Genomic DNA, 18,091 nt, shown 5'->3' on the forward strand with positions numbered 1-18,091 from the left:
TTTAATTCTTAGTAACCTATAATCAAGAATATATTATATTTGGTAAGAATAGGATTAAAAAGTGTCAAAAGAAATTTTAGGGCAATATCAGAAACCGCCAGAATCTTATGATCCACTTGCGACGCACCCCAACCCTGAGCAACTTATTTTAGATAGTTTGAACCAGGGTACCGCGCTTGCGGGTAGAGAAAAGCCGTTCACTTGGGAGCTTGATGATATTACTTCCGAGGGTGCGTTGCATAGATACCGAGCAGAAGTTGAAATTGAAGCCTTAATTAATCTAGCGGAGTATGGTCCAGTTGATATTGAAATGAACAGTACAGACAAACTTGTTCTTCGTAGTTTGTATGGTAAAGACCACTTCGACCCAAGTGTAGTTATTCGGCTTGACCATTTAGGATACAAAGGCAAGCCACCTCTAGAACACGATGTAAAAGCAGTTGAAGTATACTTAGCAGAACAGCTAGACGCTTATGGTCTTAGACATCTTAAAGAATGGGTTCACTTTGGTATGACATCAGAAGATACTAATAATTTAGCATTTAACCTTATGCTGCGTGATGCAACGAATAAAGTTATTGTTCCGTCTGTAGAGCGGGTTGCTGACCGTTTGGCCCACCTTGCTACTATTTACGCCGATACTCCTACGCTTGGTATCACTCATGCTCAGAAGGCTTCACCAACTACCGTAGGTAAGCAGTTTGGCTACTTGCTTTCAAACATGACACAAGTGATGGAAGAGCTAAAAGACATGCAACTAACAGGTAAGTTTAGCGGTGCGGTTGGTAATCATAACCCTATGACAGTATTGTTCCCAGAATTTGATTATGATGACTATTCAAAGGACTTTGTTGAGAGCCAAGGGTTTAAATACGCACCTATTGAGAACCAACGAAACGACCATCTAGCGGTCACTGACTTACTTGCGACAGTTTCACGATTGGCGGTTGTGGGTAAAGACGCAACTGATAATATCTGGCTTCAAATTCTTGGTAATAAACTAACTCAAAAACTTGTTGCTGGTGAGAAGGGTTCATCTACAATGTCCCACAAAATAAACCCTTGGCGACTTGAGAATGCAGAAGCTCTATTTGAACAAGCTATCGCATTAACAAGTCGTTCTACGGAAGGTTTAGCTTCAAGTCGTCACGAACGTGATTTGTCAGACCATGGATGGCAACGAGCATATGGCGATATGATTGGTCGTGTTGTTGCAGGATATAATTACTTTGCCGTCCAGCTAGACCGATTGGCTGTAGACGAAGCAGGTAGCCGAGAAATACTCAATCAGTCGGCGGAAGTACTTAGCGAATTATTACAGACAGCAGGTCGTGTATCTGGCGACCCAGAAGCTTACGATAAGGTAGTGAGCCTTACTCAAGGCAAAAAGATGGATATTGATAGCTTTAAAGCGGTGGTGAAAGAAGCTTTACCTGACGGCGAATTAAGAGACCGTGTTATGGCAATCACTCCTGACCAATATACAGGTGTAGCAGGTGAGAAGGCTCGTGGAGCTGTACTGGGCTGGCACGCTGCTAAGCTCGTGTTACGAAGAGGTGTGTTAGATGAATCAACAAGTGTGGATGCAGTCCTCTTTGACCTAGATGGTACGCTTCATTTTGGCGATAAAGAAGAACTTTTTGCAAGATTGTCCGTAATTGCGACTGATATGCGTTCTGGATTTAGTGATGATGAAATTCGTGAATTCGGTAATCGTAGCGATTACACGGAAATGCGAGCTTTAATGGTTGCCGAGCATAACAGACGTTTTCCAGAGAACCAAATTACCCAGGACGAATTCCAAGAGGCAAACGATGCCGTTTCCGGTACGCTTGACTCGATGTTCTATACAGCCGATGGAGCTGTTAGTACTCTACAGACACTTAGGGAGAGTGGTAAGGCTACGGGGCTAGTAACAACTAGAGGTAATAAATCTAGGGACAGGCTTCTAACCCACCACGGTTTTGATGGCTTATTCGATGTCGTAGTTGGTCGTGGTGACGCAGAACGTCGCAAGCCACACCCTCAACCTATTGCAATTGCACTTGGAAAACTAAGTATTGGAAATCCAGAACGGGCTTTATATGTCGGTGATTTACAGATTGACGATGTTGGTGCAGGTAGGGCGTTAGGTATGAAGACCGCTTTAATTAATGACCAGCCCTTAGACCTTCACGGTCCAATCCCAACTTATCACTGGCAGAACCTTGAACCCCTAGCGAGGCGATATGGCCGTTGACATGCTAAAGATTCCTATATCGGGTGGTCCGCATACAGGCAAATCTACCCTGGCTGAAGCATTACGTAGTGAATTTGCAGATGCATACTTTGTGCCTGAACCTGCGGAAACGGTTATTACTCGTGAGTTGGCAAAACAAGCTCTAAACCCAGATTATATTCCTGTTGCACCGTGGATAGATTATTCTATTTTTGGCCCTGTAGTAGCCGATGAGTCAATAGTTTTGGAAGCCGATATTCCAGCCGACGCCCATTTAGTTTTTCAGGACAGAAGTTTGATAGATACGGTTGCGTATTGTCGCCTCAATGGCCTAGAAAGTTTTGTACCAGAAGTGCAAAGACGGATAAAACTCGCCAATTATACATTTGCTTTGTTTTGTGAACCAGTCGGAACTTATACAACGACGGATATACGGCATGAAACTGCCGATGAAGCAAAACGAACACACGACTTTCTAGCACGGGCTTACGATGAATCGGGTATTCAAGTCGTTCACTTACCAGCAGTAACTATCTCTGAACGCATAGAGCTAATACACTTCGCTCTAAGCTAAGTCACTATTTGCGGCTCTTTGTCGTTAAAAGTTGTTTGGCTAGTCCTGCGGTGAGTTTATTTGAATATCCGCGTCTGCCACGATCAGTCGGTGGCATAGTCACTTTTATCTCAAAAGGCAGTTGTGTTACAAACTCACTATGCCGATTTGAATAGAACTCATATGTATTTATTTTAACAGAGGTAATGTTAGAAAGCCACTCATGAATAATATTGACAAAATGCAATAATTTTGCTATTGTATACTTATTCTCTCACACTAAAACAAAAAAGGAATTTAACATGACTGATCACGAGATACCACAAGATAGTATGCCAACGCTTGATGTAATAAACTCTGCTTACGGTGAAGTACTGGAACATAATTTCAAACGAGGGTCGCATAATAGCCTCGGTAATTTAATCGCAGCGATGATACATGCAGATATGCAGTCAGATCTTACGGATGATGGTGTTGCTGTTGTTAATCTTGACCATGATCTTGAAGGTGCAGCCGAAAAACTAGGAAGCTCCGTTACTGAACATGATATGCAGGGTGACTTGCAAGGTATTTTGCATGAAGACACTTTTATGCGCATTGGTATCAAGTTAACTCCTCTACCAACTCAAGTGATGCATATGGAAGGTGAACGTATAGCTTCGGCTGAATTGGAGCCAGTGATAGAAAATACTCAGTTATTTACTAATTTTCTTGAGCGACAGGATCCGCAGACGTTTCAAGACAACGCTGATAACTTAGCACTCACGACTGCTGTCATCAAGACACTTAATAGAACTATTTATACATGCTATGACAAGCTGCCTGACGATATGTCCGAGGAAGATAAGCAACTGGTTCGAGAGCATGGCGAAGACACACTAAGAACATTTACACAAATCGATGAGGCATACAAGCGTCTAGGACTAGATAATCCTACTGCCTATCAACGTATACTTGCGGAAGGCCAGCCTGAATATCTTGGAAAGGAATACACTCAACACAGAGAAGCGGGCTATTACCCGAAGACCTATAAAAGAGTTGAAGACTATGTGACGTATTGGGGCCGAGGGGTATTGCCTGAATTTATAGCTACCGGTGCGTCAATGGAAGACCTTGCAAGTGAAAAATCTGGTTACTTTGATGGTGATGCAGCTAAGCTTCTAACAGATAAAGTTGATTACATTGTTGACCTCACAAACGCAGAGCGTACACATGAGTTTGGTACTGAAGCCACTACCGCAATGCTGGCAGGTATTGAAGCAACTATCAAGGATGCCGAAGACAAACCTGATGCATGGTTTGTGTCTGATGAGACTGTAGCCTTGCTAAAAAACCTTGCAGTTAAGCTTCGAGCTGTAATTAATTAGTAGCTATTCTGTATAAACTCTTTAGAATATCCACGCTTGTTGTCAGGCTTTGGCATCGTTAGTTTTAGCTCAAAAGGCAGTTGTGTTGCAAGCTCACCATGCCGATTTCGAGACTCATAAACCAATCATACTACAACAGGGGTGAAAACGAAACATATGTTGACAAAAGTAGGTTTATATGCTAAATTTTAATATAAAGGACAACAAAAATAAACATATGTCTCACGATACCTTGCCTACGTCTTCTGTAAAGGGAGAAGTTGATCCAAAACAGTTTGGCGAATATGCTAAGACAGCAAATCATCTAGCCTATTCACCTGAAACCCCCGTCTACTATGAGGTAGATTCAAACGCGAACGTACTTCCCCTGGATCCAGTGACCGGAAACAGACTTCGAGCCGGGGAAATACCGGAAAGCTTACTAGCAGATCCCGAGTTACGCAAAGGTTACGATTATTTCCGCAACAACGGCTCTCGTATTCGGTTTGGTCTATTGTTAACCACGCATGGAACGGCTGAAGATTTGATAGAGTCGGGAGTCAGTCTGGCTGCTGAAGCGAAGGAGCTTGCTGAGCTCCAAGGTGTTCTTTTCCTAGAGGGTAATTTCGCAACAAGTGCGGGTAAACAGAGTGAAATAATTGCGCTTAATAGGTCAAGCCATCTGCCTTATACGAAAGCTAGGCAACGACAGGAAATGATAAGATCCCTAGAGCTAGGGGCTACCTTTCAAGGCGAAGAGCTAGCGCAAATAACCGGAACTAACGTTGAATTAGCATGTCCTGACTTTGTACGTGACTCCGATCGTCCTGCCGATACGGCATTGACAGAGTGGCAGATACAGCTGAAATACATGCGGCAGAAGGAGCGAGTGGTACAAGGCGACGATGATAAATATTGGTCACTTCTTATGGGCTACACTATCTATCGCGACTGTTACCTGGTTGGAAAAATGGGAGCATACTTGGCTGATAGACCCGAAGATTTCAGTGACGAAACTGATGATGCGGTATATGCGAAATTACTCGCTGGGCCTACGCACGCAGGCATTGGGCAATACATCGAAGGTTTCGGTGCCTCGGTTGAATATAGTGGTGAGACGAGCGACAAGCTGAGCCCTCAAAACGCTCGAGTTGTGAAAGCAGCAGGGGCGGCTATGCTTACGCTGGCCGCAAGAGTCGACCAACTGGCTAGCACTTTTTTGTTAGCTAAGAGATGAAATAAATTCTTTTGAATAACCACGCCCGCTATCAGGCTCTGGGATAGCTAGTTTTATCTCAAAAGGCAGTTGTGTTACGAACTCACTATGCCGATTTCTAGACTCATAACCCAATCATACTACAACAGGGGTGGAAATGAAACCAAAATTGACAAAAGCGTATTTATATGCTAACAATAAAATAAGAACAATAAAAAACAAAAAAATATATTTACATGCCTAAATCTGCCGAAATAACTCCACGCTTTAACCCTACAGATGCTCCTAATCACGAAGTGCATCCTAAGGATTTTCGGCTTGATCCGTCTGAGGATTTTGGTTTTAAACCATATTCAGATTTTCACCCAGAGAGTGACGGGGTTGATATTTATCGGCTAGAGCAGAGGGAGAGAGTGGTAAATGGGCTGGGAATAACAGCAAGCAGGATAGTGCAAGTGGGAACTCTTCATGATTCGGGTGGCCTGCACCCTGCTGATCATATGTTTACACACCCTGATATACGATCGAAGCCAGACAAAAGTACTCCTTATGTCTCGTTTGCGACCGATCCGGACTTCATAGTAAGAAAACTCATTTTAGGGCTTGGATGGGGGCTTAAAGATGGTAGCGACTCTGTAGTTGTTAAGGCACGCGTTCAACCCGATAGAATCTTGGCCCCAGGTGGCGGCAAGCAGTCCGAAGTTTTATTGGTCGGAGGTGTTTCACCTGAGGAATATGAGCGAACTTATGAAATTGATGATTTCGTCCGAAATCATATTGATCCCACTGAGTCCGTGGTTACAGCCAAAGTAGGCGAAGTTAAACCTGAAGAAGCTATTAAACGATGGCGTTTGCAAGCTAAAACTTCTAGTCAAGCTGATAAGCGGTAAGATCCTAAAAGATAAGTTTTTGTTTGGTTTTTGAGATATATTTATCAGAATATCCACGTCCACTATCAGGCTCTGGTATGATCAATTTCAGCTCAAAAGGCAATTGTGTTACAAACTCACTATGCTGATAGAAAGTGAACTCATAATCCTATTGCAACAGAGAAGAGTCATTGACAAAAGTAGTTTTTTGTGCTAAATTATTAAGTAAGAATTAACAAAACAAAAAGCATATTAAAAATGACTAATAAAAACGATCTTCCTCCTGATGAATCCAAGGCTTCCCCTCTGGATTATCCTATTGATGAAAGTAGCGCCGGGCGATTGCGAGGTTTCGGTAAGGCGGTGAGAGAATTGGTTTTTAAGCGAAAGAACGAAGATCCAATACAAGAGATAGGTGATACTGTACCTCAACGAGAAACAATCACAGAAGACTGGGATGATGTTCGAGCGGAAATCGAGAACGACCCACTTCTAGAGGACATGCCAGATGATATTAGACATGAGGCAGTTGAACTTACCTACGAACTATATAAAGCCGCCAGGGAAAAAGTAGCGCCGGTTATTACTGGTTTTGCTGATAGTCTTCTTCAAGAAGCAGGGGGTAGGCAAATTGTTTTTGCTGCTCGGGATGGGCTTGGTGCATATCATGCGGCCAACATCCTGAAAAAAAAGTTTGACTATGGTAATGAAGATCCTGAACAACTTGTGTATGCATATTTAACACGAACGATTGTTTACGATACTCCTCCGGCTACATTGAGAGAGTATCTTGAGCAAGTCGGCGTTCATGATGTTGATGCCAATGTAGTACTTGCGGATATAGGAATGTACGGTACGATTCTGCCGGGTGTACGTAATGTACTTCCTAATATGGAGCCACGATATCTCATATCAAAGACGTCGGAAGTCCCTGGTTATGCGGATGGCCAATCTAGCAGAATGACCTCTACGGACACCGTAATGGGTAATCCGGCGGTGCACTTTTTAGAGGATACTTTTTCAGGCCCTATTCCTTCGCCAAAGAGCTTAATCCACTCTAGCGCTGAGCTTGAACCTGATACTGTCAATGAGTCATTTCCTCTAGAGGAGATGCTCAAACGCAAATATGCTTTGCAGGCTATACAAGACTATACAGCAAACCTTGATGCGCGCCCGATGCAGCCAGCTACTGAGGCTATACGAAACTTAGATTTACTTCTGACAGATACATCCGCGTATGAACATCTAATGGTTTCACATACAAGGTAATTATTATGGATAAACTTGCTAGAGCAATGCCATCAGAAAAAGTATTAGCTACATCTTCTGTCTATCAAACGGAGGAGAAGCCTCCAGCGATATACGACAATCCTTTTGCTGGTATGGAGAGCATAAAACTCTACGGAGATGTTCAGCAAGTTGAAATTGCAACAGGACTTAAGGACAAGAAGAATTGGCCAAAAAAAGTTGGCAAGTTTATTTATAATATACTTAAAAAACAAGACGGCGGGGAAGTTGCAGCCCTAGCCTCAGGTGCTAGTACGATTCCTGCCTCAATTGATGTCGATCTACCGGCGGGAGAAAGAACTGCTAATGATGTCCAAAGAGCTATCACACGGCAACAAGTGGCTATTGAGGCCTCATACCATATTGCTATCGATCCAGTCGCCCATTCTGAACAATTAAACCCAGAAGATATCCTGGATCGTATGGAAATAGATCATGTAGTAAAGGACGGACCGCGATTGAGTGAACAGATCAATGAGGAGCGCACCAATATTGTTAAATATTGGGAGTCTCCTAATGAAGAAGGTTCTCGTACGGAGCACGAGGTACTTGATGAGTTAAATACATATCTTGAAACTGCTATGGCGTGCGGAAGGAAACTTGGTGATGGATCTGGCGCCGCAGCTAAGAGCCTACACGATAATCTTACTTTTATAGGTGAGAAAGAATATCAAGAAGCAACGACCGGGATTGCTCTCTATTGGAAGGCACTGCTTGATCGCCATCCTGAGCAGCAAATACTGGCACTAGCTGGCATTACTAAAAAATTTAGCCATTTCAGGGATAAAAAGGAAGAAATCAAAAGTGATGACTATCTTCTGGATAATATTCTTGCTCATTTTTCTGACGAAGAAGTAGAAAAATATAAAGGCAGGCTAATTACTGATTCTTCAGAAATTGCTACTAAAGACGCAAGCGATCTAAGGGTAATTCTGCTTGATGACTGGACGATAAGCGGCAGCCAATTACAGAGTGCAGCGTCCGGTTTTAGACATAGCTTTCCTCAGTTCGCTTCATCGGTCGAAATACAACTTATAGTTGCGAATAACGAACGAATAACGCGTGGTTTAGATAGGATGCCCGGCGACCCGTCGTTTCGTAGCGACCTGCCTGTGCCTGTAAGAGCGTATTTTAGAGCGCACGATGCGCCAGCGGCTCCTCATAGCGAGGCGCATATTACGGGATCGCATTCGTCGGTTGATTATGATTTCGAAACAACTATTGATGAAATTGTGACCACGGCGAGGGGGGCTAGCAATCTGAGTAACAAAGAACATACCATACTCGATGCCAGGCCGGCCCTAGTACGTATCTCTCGATCATACCGATCACCTAAAGTCCATCTAGCCCAAAGAGATCGATTTAGGCTTGGAGACGGCGAGCAGTCTAGTAGTGTCTACAGTAGCTAGGTGTTACATTTGCTTCTTTCATCATCAAAAGTTTAAGCTTTGTTTTTAAGAGGTGGTTGGGTTGAGAGCTCACTATGCCGATTTGAATAGAATACATACGAGCTTATTTTAACAGAGGCGACTAAAGTTTGCTATGATGGAGTTATATGAAGCTGTTTCTCTTTGATTTTGAGAGAATGCTAACGAAAAATGACTCGGAAGGCCTAGAGGAATGGTATGCATGGATAGTGGTGAATAAGCTCGATAATCTATTCGGTTTTGAACAAGGAAGGCAATTCGAGATGCAAGGCTACGACCCTCAAAAGTTGGCTGAAGACTTAATTACTAATTAAATTATAAATAATGTTCTCTTCTGCTGCCTATCTAGCACTGTAAATAAAAGGTGGTTGGGCTGCAAACTCACTATGCCGATTTGAATAGAGCTCACCTGGCTACTTATAACAGAGGGGGGCTATTGCAAAATAGCAAGTAATGTGCTAATGTTTATTTATATCATGAGCACCGCACCTTTTGACACTCAACCCAGTTTAACCCCAGAGAAAGAGCAGGGGTTCAACGGTGAGCGGGTGAGTGTGACGATGCTCAACACGAGCTTTGGCGATGCTCTTCAAGACTCAGAAACGGCTGAACGGATTCTACCCGCTAAAGAGGACCATTTAGCGTTAGTCGGTTTCAGCGAAGTGACGCCTGGCGTGCGAAGCCATGTAGTGGAGGTTATCGAGAAACAAGGCTACAAAGCCGTTGTTCCAAGTGGCGAAAGCGAAGATATTGATATTATTTGGGCTGTTAGTCCAGGCCTAGAAGTTAGACACACGGTTGCTCACCGTTTTGATGGCCGAATTGAGAGCAGGCCTGGTAAGCGTCAAAAGCGCGATGCTGGAACGTTAGTTGTTGAGGCAGTAACGCCTGATGGGCGAGTGTTACGGCTCAGTTCTGAGCGATTTGCACCTCCGCTGCGAGGGCCGAAAGCACGAAGAGTGCATATGATTGGTATGAGTGCTGTACTTGACGGGCTAACCAATGCCAATGATGGGACAGTGGACATTGATATAAGTGGCGGCGACCACAATAAGGCAAATGGGCCAACCGAATCAGATAAAGCGATGTGGCGAGATAAAGGCTACACACCGATTGTCGCTGATGGTGAAACTACCTATAATGTGCAAGTAGCGGGTAAGATGGCTCGTGCGGCAGGCAAGGCTCTTCAGATATTGGGGCGTTTCCCGACTATGGAATTCGACAAGATGTATGCGCGTCCAGGGGACGGTCGCGAACTTGTTCGGTTCGATCCCAACGATGACGATGCTACGCTGACACTTAATCAGGTTGGCTATACGATCGCAGAGGTTATATGGGTAGGTGGCACCGACCACGCTGCAATTAGTACGACTATTAGCTTTCCGTCAAAATAACTGAAAGGGGAATATGTGAACGAAGAAGTTACTCAATATATACAAAAGAGTCAACCGTGGCAGCAAGATGTTTGCCAATCGCTTCGCAAAATGATAATGCAAGTTATACCAGATGCCGAAGAGCGATTACAGTACGGCAAGCCGCATTATCTGAAAAACGGTCATTATGCCGCGGTCATTCATGTCGGTAAAGACACGGTGGCATTCATGGTGTTTAATGCATCTAACGTTGCTGAAATAAAAGGCTTGCTACGATCCATGGGCAACGGTGAGCGCAAAACGGTTGATATTACCGAAGGCCAAAGCGTTAACTACGTACAGCTTGCCAACATACTACGGCAAGCAAGCAGCACCCTGTAAGGGATAGTTCGGATAGCGCGTAAGGGTGGCACTTAATGCATGGGCGTGAGTGTCACTTTTTTCGTGTCATAGAGAAGCATTGTCAGGAGATGTATTTTGCAGAATCGGTTCTTTCTAGAGAGCGTAGGCTAGACTGAAGTTTTAGGATAATCGCGCCTACTACCATAGGCTTCCTAGTTTAAAAGGTAGGTGAGTTACGCTCATTATGTCGATAGAAAGTGAACCCGTAGCATCATTACGACAGAGATAGACGATTGACAAAATGATATTTTTGTGCTAAATTAAGTATAAATCATTCATAAAATAAATACGTATGTCGCTCGATACCTTACCACCCCAACCTTATCCTCAATCTCCTAGGCATTCTAGTGAGAATTATTCCGGCCAAACGACTAACAGGGAACGAATAAACCAACTTGAACTTAGCAGTGCTTTAGAAGATTTTGCAATTATGCGCGGCAAGCGCAAACTTGGTCTAAATAGAATATATACTGACGCTGAAAAAGAAGCAGCGGGCCTTGAGACGATGATGCCGAACTATGCCTTGCTAAGAAACGTCAAAGAACGTAAACAGCAAGGCGAAACATCGGGCACGATAGGTGTCCCTGTCGCTATTCTTACCGAAAATCCTGATACGCTTGCTGATGTTATAGAAAAGGTGAGTGCAACAGCAGAGAGTTCTGTTGATGTAGTCGTGTGGGCAAATGCAAAATATTCGTCAGACAATGAAGATGAGGTCAAGGCCGAAGCCCAGCGGAACTACGATTATTTGGTAGATAAGCTGCAAAAAATAGATAATGACGACCTAAGAATTCAGGGCGGACTACAAATTTTACCGGAAGACGAGTTGTTTATGAGCGTAATTCGCTCAAATTATATGGACGCTATTGCGATTGACAGTGTCAAGCAAGGCTATGGATTTGATCATCCTATCTTGTGGGTAGATGCTGACACGACATTCATCTCTAAAGGTGTCGTTCGCAACATTGCCTCGAGCGTGCGGAATCATGACGCGTATATTGTTCATGCGAATTCATTGCTGACAGTCGACTGGGCTAGCGGCAGACCCTTAGGCGAGCTAGATGATGCGACGAAGGCCGTGGCTGTTAACGAAATTCGCCGCCGTCAGCTATACAGAGAGGATGACCCAGATAAATTTCCAGGAGCGTATATAGAAGAATCTGGTTTTGCATTTGCTCTTGGTATTTATCTAAAAACAGATGGTGTTAAAACTTCTACGGCTATAAACGAGTCAGGATGGATCGTCGAAAATATAGTCGCTAACGAAATAATAGATGGACCTATGTTTCCTGAAAGACTACAAGGTCACGATAAAAAAACTAACATGTTTAAGTTAATACGATCTGCAAAACTAGGTACGTCAGCTCGTAGACACTATGAATTAGCTAAGGAGTCTGGAGCTACAGCGCTAGAAGATTCTGATGGATCGGGATACGAAGACACGTTTACTGATATAAAAAAGAACGATGCAAATCCTACTATTACGGCTAAGGAGATGGGGGATATCTGGAGAAAGAAGATTGCTTACCTTGAGAAACTAAAATCCTACGATCCTTTGACGGAACGATCTGTACGAGCGACAAAGACAGCGAGTGCATTACTCGGGCGATACTTTAAGGGTTAAGCCTGATATATCTACGTTGTTCGTACTGAATAATTCGCCCGGTATTCATCGGTCAATATGCTATCATAGAGCATAAGAAGTATGAACGAAGATAAAACGACCGGTAAAGATATGGGCGTCATCACTGGCGGGTCTAAACGTGCATCAAAAAAACTTTGGCTAAAGATTGTTATTATTTTACTTATTCTTGTTTTGGCAGGCCTAGCCGCATGGTGGTTCGTGAATCAAAAAGGAAGTTATCTGGATATTAGCCACCTGAATTCGGATAACGTGCGCGTTAAACAGGCTCAGGATTTGGCAAAGCAATCAGTACCCCAGGATGCCAAGGAGCGCGCAGTTTATTATGCGACAATCGCAACCGACCTCCAGGCGGGTAATGAAAATATTTATGCGGAACGTTTTCTACTGACCGCACAAAAGGTGGCTGATGAAAATGATCTGGATCTCAAAGATTACCGCTATTATGTCGGATTGATTGATATATACAAGGCGCTTCATAATGATGCAAAAGCCGAGGAATACAGCCAAAAAGAGCAAAAATTTCTTGAAGCGAATTACTCCAAAGAAGTATTAGAACAAATGAAAGAGGCGCAACCTGATGAGCCGCGTTAAAACTACAGGAATCCTTGTCGGTGTAGCAGCATTCTTATTGACGGGAGTGTCGGCTATGCTTTTGACGCACACTGCATATGCCGCGACCTGGCAAGGTCCAATGAAATTTGATAATACGGGAGTTGAGTATATTCGTAACGGTAGCGCTGCTGCCTATGGAGATAGTTATCCAAACGCCTCGCGTCAGATGGAATATGTTGTTTCATACGATGACTTCACCCGGATTAACCAGACGGACATCCTGGTCTACATGCCAACTAGATATGGAACAATCCAGATCGTGAACAAAGATTTGTGCGTAAATACACAGACATCTATTGCGAACAGTGACGCGAATTATGCGCCGAACATGCCGGCAGGAACACCGGCGACTGAGTACCGGTTAATACGGCCCGACGGCGTGTCGATAAGGTTCGCCCAAGGATATTGGGACTATAGCGGAGCGGGTGCATGTGCGACTCACGCCCTGAATATGGTAGCTAACAGCCCGCTTGCTGATTCGGTGCAGCTAGATCCAGATACGGGTATGTACAAGTATCGAATCCGCGCCAACGCGGTTCTAGGTGGTGCGGGTGGTGAGTTTGCGAACGGTTTTAAAATTGTAGCGCCAGCCGGATCTTACATTAGCCAGGACAGCAACACGGCGGCGTCAAGTTTTGGATTGCAGCCATCTTATCCTATACCGGGCAATAATCCCGTGACGCCAAATCCACCCAATCCTTTCCGGGTATATACCGATATTGATATTCCTTTTGGGCCCGACTGTAGCCTGGCTGCAGGGATTAGCCGCAGGGAAACATTTGATATATATGACGCTGATAACAACGGAAATTATGACGTGCAGCCACAACCATTTAGCGTACAGCTACTTAGGCATAACCGTGCAACGGGCGCGTACATTGGTACGGTAGACCTCAATTTAGCCTCAGGCGCCGCGACGCAGATTGCTCCGATTGCTAATAATGTCTGGAGGCCAACGGGCGCTAGCCAGGCGACAACCAGATTTTCATTCACGGCTAATGGGAGTGAAATATATAAACTGCGCATCTATAACCTGTACTATGACAACACGTTACAGTTCAAAATTCCATTTGATAACATCTTCTTCTTTCGGCAGTGCCAGACAGCGCTCACTTCGACAGTCCGGCCGAATGTCACATTGTCACCTGATATTGCAATGCCTGGCCAAACATTAACGGGGACATCCTCGATTACCTATGTGGGCGCGATGAATAGTCCCGCGCAAGTGGATGCCAGGCGGCTGGTGTGGTCCGATACTAATCGGAATGGCAGATATGATGCGGGTGAGCGTATTCATGTTGACGATAGGAGGAATGGTTTGACTATTCCGGCGGGCGGGTTTAATTTCCCCGCATGGTCAGCTGCAGCCGATCCGGCAATTTACGGTAGCAGAGTGTGTTTAGGCGTGTTTTTGACTAACCCCAGCCCTACGACGCGCACTACGCCCGTACCTCCGAATGATATCGAATGTTCCGAAATCGCAAGAAAACCAAAATTGCAGGTGTGGGGCGGGGATATAAGAGTACGCGGCACTGCTACGACACCTGGAAAAATAGAAACGAGCGTCAGTCCATTTGATGCGAATCAATATGGTAGCTGGGGCGAGTATGGAGTGATCGCGACAGGATCAATCGCTGGATTTGCGTCAGGATCAGGACTGAATAATGGCACGCCAAGCCAGGCTTTTACATGGAATTTACTTACTTTTGCTAACAGGGATAACAGCGGGGCGGCGAGTTATGGATCGTTTACGCTTCCTCCGTCCGTTGCGTTATCTGCCCAGTTCATGGCCGCTCCTTCTGCGGGCGCACCGAATAGTAATTTAGGATCTCTTGCAAGCGGAACGTACAATACGGCGAACTTAACAATCAACGCGAGTACCATCGGACAACAAGCCGGCAAGGGAAAGAAGATAGTTATTAGAGCAACTGGAACGGTGACGATTACTGGGGATATTACCTATCAGGGTGTCGCGGGTGATACATTTAATAACATAAATCAAATACCTCAGGTGGTGATTATTGCGAACAAGATCGACATAAGAGGTTCGGCTGGACGAATTGACGCATGGCTGCTGACTACCGGGGCGACGGGTGCGATTAATACCTGTATCGATGTTGCCTTAGCCGCACCGCTTAATTCGACGATTTGCCCTAATAGGCTGACGGTGAACGGACCGGTTGAAACCGCGCATCTATACCTACGACGTACCGGAGGCTCTGGCTCGACCGCAGCGACCGCTGGTGACCCGGCAGAGGTATTTAACTTACGAGGCGACGCCTACGTATGGGGACGTACCCAGGCAGCGCAGAACGGCAAAGCGCAAACCGTCTACTCTAAAGAGTTACCACCTCGCTTTTAGACAATCTTTCCAAAAGCCCTTGCTTCGGAGCGTACCGCTTATGTATAATGAAAAGCAATATGGCATTACTAAAAGGCGTGGGCGACTTCTTTGCACTTGATATAGGTACCAATGCGGTACGTGTTGTGCAGTTAAGTAACAGCGGTCAAGATACTTGGACGCTTCTTCACTACGGATACGCGCCAGTTGATCTAAAAACGACAAGTGCAAGCTCTAAAGAGTCAGAACGCCGCCTAGGCGAGATTATTATGACTGCAGTGGGGCAGAGCGGCATCAAAACGAAGGACGTTGTGATTGGGCTTCCATCCCAAAAAACATTCACAACCGTTATTGACGTTCCCGTCATGCCGGAAGCCGAACTGAAAAGTACGATCAAATACCAAATTGACCAATACATCCCAATGGCAATTGACGAAGCAAAGGTTGATTGGGTTCTTCTGGGACAATCCGCACATAACCCGCAGCAACAAGAAGTCCTTCTTGCAAGCACGGCCAACAGTTATGCCGAAGAACGTCTGGAATTTATCGAAGGGCTTGGACTAAATGTTATTGCCGCCGAACCTGACCCGATTGCAATGGTCCGATCGCTGCTCCCAACCGGTATTCAGGATGCGCGTTTGATTATTGATGTCGGTGAACTCTCGACTAACTTAGTAGTAACCTTTGGTGATGCGCCACGTTTGGTCCGTACGATCCCTACGGGACTTCATTCGCTCGTCAAGGCTGCCGTTCAAAACCTGAACGTTGAGGAAGACCAGGCGCGCCAGTTTATTCTAAAGTTCGGTCTAGCTCCCGATCGTCTAGAAGGACAGGTGTACCACGCTGTCGAAAGCGTTCTCGAAGGGTTCGCGGCTGAACTCACGAAATCGATTAAGTTTTTCCAGACACGTTACCCGAATACGCCAGTAGGCGGTATTTTGCTGGCTGGATACGCAAGTGTCGTGCCTAAATTTGGTGAATACGTTAGTTCAAAAACGAGTGTTCAGTCCGTACCTGCAAATCCATGGCAAAAAGTTCGCGTTCAGCAGTCAGACCAACAGCAACTTGCGGCAATCGCGACTGAATTTGCAACGGTGGTTGGCCTCGCGCAACGGAGGAACAAGTAATGATTGAAATTAACCTTGTCCCCGACGTTAAACAAGAACTCATTAAAGCTCAGCGTGTACGCGCCGGCGTTATCTCGATGGCGATTGTTGTTGGAATCGCGGCGGTTGGCATTGTTGTCGTACTTGCGTTATGGGTATTTGCCGTTCAGACTGCAAGAAGCGTGATCAGTGACGGTACTATTAAAAGCGAAAGCCAAAAACTAAGTAGTATACCAGATATTTCAAACACGCTGACTATCCAGAACCAATTAGCGCAATTATCAAAAATGCACGATGACAAGCACATCGACTCACGTATCTTCGATATTTTAGCGACTATTAATCCGCCAGAACCAAACACCGTGGCAATAACCAATCTCGTTCTTGATTCAAGTGCCAATACGATTAAAGTCGAAGCACAAGCAAAAAACGGCTATCCAGCACTAGAGGTATTTAAAAAGACAATTGCAGCAACGACTTTCCAGTTCGCGAAAGATGGAAGTAACCAGTCAATTCCACTCGCAAGCGAAATAAGTGACAGTGACCGCAGTTATGGCGAAGATGCAAGTGGAACAAAAGTGCTACGATTCGCTTTAACATTCACGTATTCTCCAGAATTATTCTCGCGACTTTCCCAAGACGCTAAGATTGTGGCGCCAACAAAGACGAATGTAACGGATTCATTCCTGGGCGTGCCAACCAGTTTGTTCACGCAAAAAGCTAGTGACACCGAGGAGGATAACTAATATGGCAACTGGCGACACTGCTCTTCGTAAACGTCAACAAATCGCGAATGCCAACCGCATGATGTTCTTGTGGGTGGCTGCCGTATCGGTGGTTGTCGGCATTGCGGCAGTTCTATCGTTATTCCTTGTGCAAAAAGCATTGTTTAATGAAAAAGTCCTCGCTGAAAAAGATAAAACCGCCTCAACGCTGGTCAAGAATAACAAAGCCATCGACGAGTTAAAGAACCAAGTACGCGTGCTGAATACCAACCAGGCGCTGAAAGATTCAATGGCACCTGGCGAGACACAGCCTGTTCAGGTGGTTCTGGATGCGCTTCCTTCCGAAGCAAACTCATCAGCGCTCGGCGCTTCGCTCCAGGAAAAGTTCTTGAATGATGGGGCACTAAAGCTTGAATCATTGAATGTTGACCCGGTTGTGGGAGTTGAATCACAATCGGATCAAAACGTCCAGGACGCTTCGGCAAGTAGCACAGAGGCTGTGGTTGGTCAGAAACAGATTACTTTCCGCTTTGCAGTCAGTACCGACTTAGCTAACGCGAATGCCCTAAAAGACCTTTTGCAGCGCATGGAACGTTCAATCCGCACAATTGATATCACGTCGCTTACCGTAGAAACACAGGGCGCTCGGCTTGTACTCACCGTTGAAGGACATGCCTTCTACGAACCAGCAAAATCAGTAGAACTAAAAGATAAGACGGTAAAGCCATGAAAAAATCAGATATAGCAATGATCATCCTTATCGCTTCAATCAGTGTCTTGATCGCGTACTTTGTTGCCAAGGCTGTACTTGGTGATGTGCAAAACGAATCCGTCAAAGTGAAAACTACCGAACCAATTACATCGGAAGTTACCGAACCAGACAAGACGGTATTTAATACTAACGCCATAAACCCAACGGTTGAGGTCATTATTGGTGGTGACGGACAATCTGCGGGCAGTCAACCATAGGG

17 protein-coding genes are annotated in these 18,091 nt (G+C 45.0%); all 17 read left to right on the forward strand.

Going from position 1 to position 18,091, the window contains the following annotated elements; translation table 11 throughout:
* The first annotated feature begins 61 nt into the window (after positions 1-61).
* The 17 genes from VK497_02880 to VK497_02960 all read left to right on the forward strand — a co-directional run bounded on the left by VK497_02880 (position 62) and on the right by VK497_02960 (position 18,089).
* A complete protein-coding gene (locus tag VK497_02880) occupies positions 62-2,239 on the forward strand; it encodes a lyase family protein (GenBank protein HMI09321.1) in 2,178 nt (725 codons plus the stop codon).
* Positions 2,229-2,792 (forward strand): ATP-binding protein, encoded by a 564-nt coding sequence (locus VK497_02885; GenBank protein ID HMI09322.1) that lies wholly within the window; start codon positions 2,229-2,231, stop codon positions 2,790-2,792. The genes VK497_02880 and VK497_02885 overlap by 11 nt, the downstream gene beginning before the upstream one ends.
* A gap of 281 nt (positions 2,793-3,073) precedes the next feature.
* Positions 3,074-4,138 (forward strand): hypothetical protein, encoded by a 1,065-nt coding sequence (locus tag VK497_02890; GenBank protein ID HMI09323.1) that lies wholly within the window; start codon positions 3,074-3,076, stop codon positions 4,136-4,138.
* Positions 4,139-4,355: 217 nt separating this feature from the next.
* The gene (locus VK497_02895) at positions 4,356-5,354 is read left to right on the forward strand and encodes a hypothetical protein (GenBank protein HMI09324.1); all 999 of its coding nucleotides are present in this window, start codon (positions 4,356-4,358) and stop codon (positions 5,352-5,354) included.
* Positions 5,355-5,569: 215 nt separating this feature from the next.
* A complete protein-coding gene (locus VK497_02900; GenBank protein HMI09325.1) occupies positions 5,570-6,223 on the forward strand; it encodes a hypothetical protein in 654 nt (217 codons plus the stop codon).
* 237 nt (positions 6,224-6,460) lie between these two features.
* Positions 6,461-7,471 (forward strand): hypothetical protein, encoded by a 1,011-nt coding sequence (locus tag VK497_02905; GenBank protein HMI09326.1) that lies wholly within the window; start codon positions 6,461-6,463, stop codon positions 7,469-7,471.
* 5 nt (positions 7,472-7,476) lie between these two features.
* Complete coding sequence (locus VK497_02910) at positions 7,477-8,898, forward strand: hypothetical protein (GenBank protein HMI09327.1); 1,422 nt, start codon at positions 7,477-7,479, stop codon at positions 8,896-8,898.
* Positions 8,899-9,044: 146 nt separating this feature from the next.
* Positions 9,045-9,230, forward strand: coding sequence for a hypothetical protein (locus VK497_02915; protein HMI09328.1), 186 nt, complete (start codon positions 9,045-9,047; stop codon positions 9,228-9,230).
* Positions 9,231-9,392: 162 nt separating this feature from the next.
* Entirely contained in the window at positions 9,393-10,310 is a 918-nt protein-coding gene (locus VK497_02920; protein HMI09329.1) for a hypothetical protein, read from the forward strand.
* Positions 10,311-10,325: 15 nt separating this feature from the next.
* Positions 10,326-10,670, forward strand: a complete 345-nt coding sequence (locus tag VK497_02925; protein ID HMI09330.1) for a DUF1801 domain-containing protein — start codon at positions 10,326-10,328, stop codon at positions 10,668-10,670.
* A gap of 313 nt (positions 10,671-10,983) precedes the next feature.
* Complete coding sequence (locus tag VK497_02930; protein HMI09331.1) at positions 10,984-12,315, forward strand: hypothetical protein; 1,332 nt, start codon at positions 10,984-10,986, stop codon at positions 12,313-12,315.
* 81 nt (positions 12,316-12,396) lie between these two features.
* Positions 12,397-12,927, forward strand: coding sequence for a hypothetical protein (locus tag VK497_02935; protein HMI09332.1), 531 nt, complete (start codon positions 12,397-12,399; stop codon positions 12,925-12,927).
* A complete protein-coding gene (locus VK497_02940; protein HMI09333.1) occupies positions 12,914-15,310 on the forward strand; it encodes a hypothetical protein in 2,397 nt (798 codons plus the stop codon). Before VK497_02935 ends, VK497_02940 begins: the two co-directional genes overlap by 14 nt.
* Before the next feature lie 59 nt (positions 15,311-15,369).
* Positions 15,370-16,416 (forward strand): type IV pilus assembly protein PilM, encoded by a 1,047-nt coding sequence (gene pilM / locus VK497_02945; GenBank protein HMI09334.1) that lies wholly within the window; start codon positions 15,370-15,372, stop codon positions 16,414-16,416.
* A complete protein-coding gene (locus VK497_02950; protein ID HMI09335.1) occupies positions 16,416-17,141 on the forward strand; it encodes a hypothetical protein in 726 nt (241 codons plus the stop codon). The genes pilM and VK497_02950 overlap by 1 nt, the downstream gene beginning before the upstream one ends.
* A 1-nt stretch (position 17,142) precedes the next feature.
* A complete protein-coding gene (locus tag VK497_02955) occupies positions 17,143-17,850 on the forward strand; it encodes a hypothetical protein (protein ID HMI09336.1) in 708 nt (235 codons plus the stop codon).
* Positions 17,847-18,089: a hypothetical protein gene (locus VK497_02960; GenBank protein HMI09337.1), complete on the forward strand. Its 243-nt coding sequence runs from the start codon at positions 17,847-17,849 to the stop codon at positions 18,087-18,089. Before VK497_02955 ends, VK497_02960 begins: the two co-directional genes overlap by 4 nt.
* The last annotated feature ends 2 nt before the right edge of the window (positions 18,090-18,091 follow it).

Source organism: Candidatus Saccharimonadales bacterium (genome assembly GCA_035317825.1).
Lineage (GTDB): Bacteria > Patescibacteriota > Saccharimonadia > Saccharimonadales > Saccharimonadaceae > DATHGB01.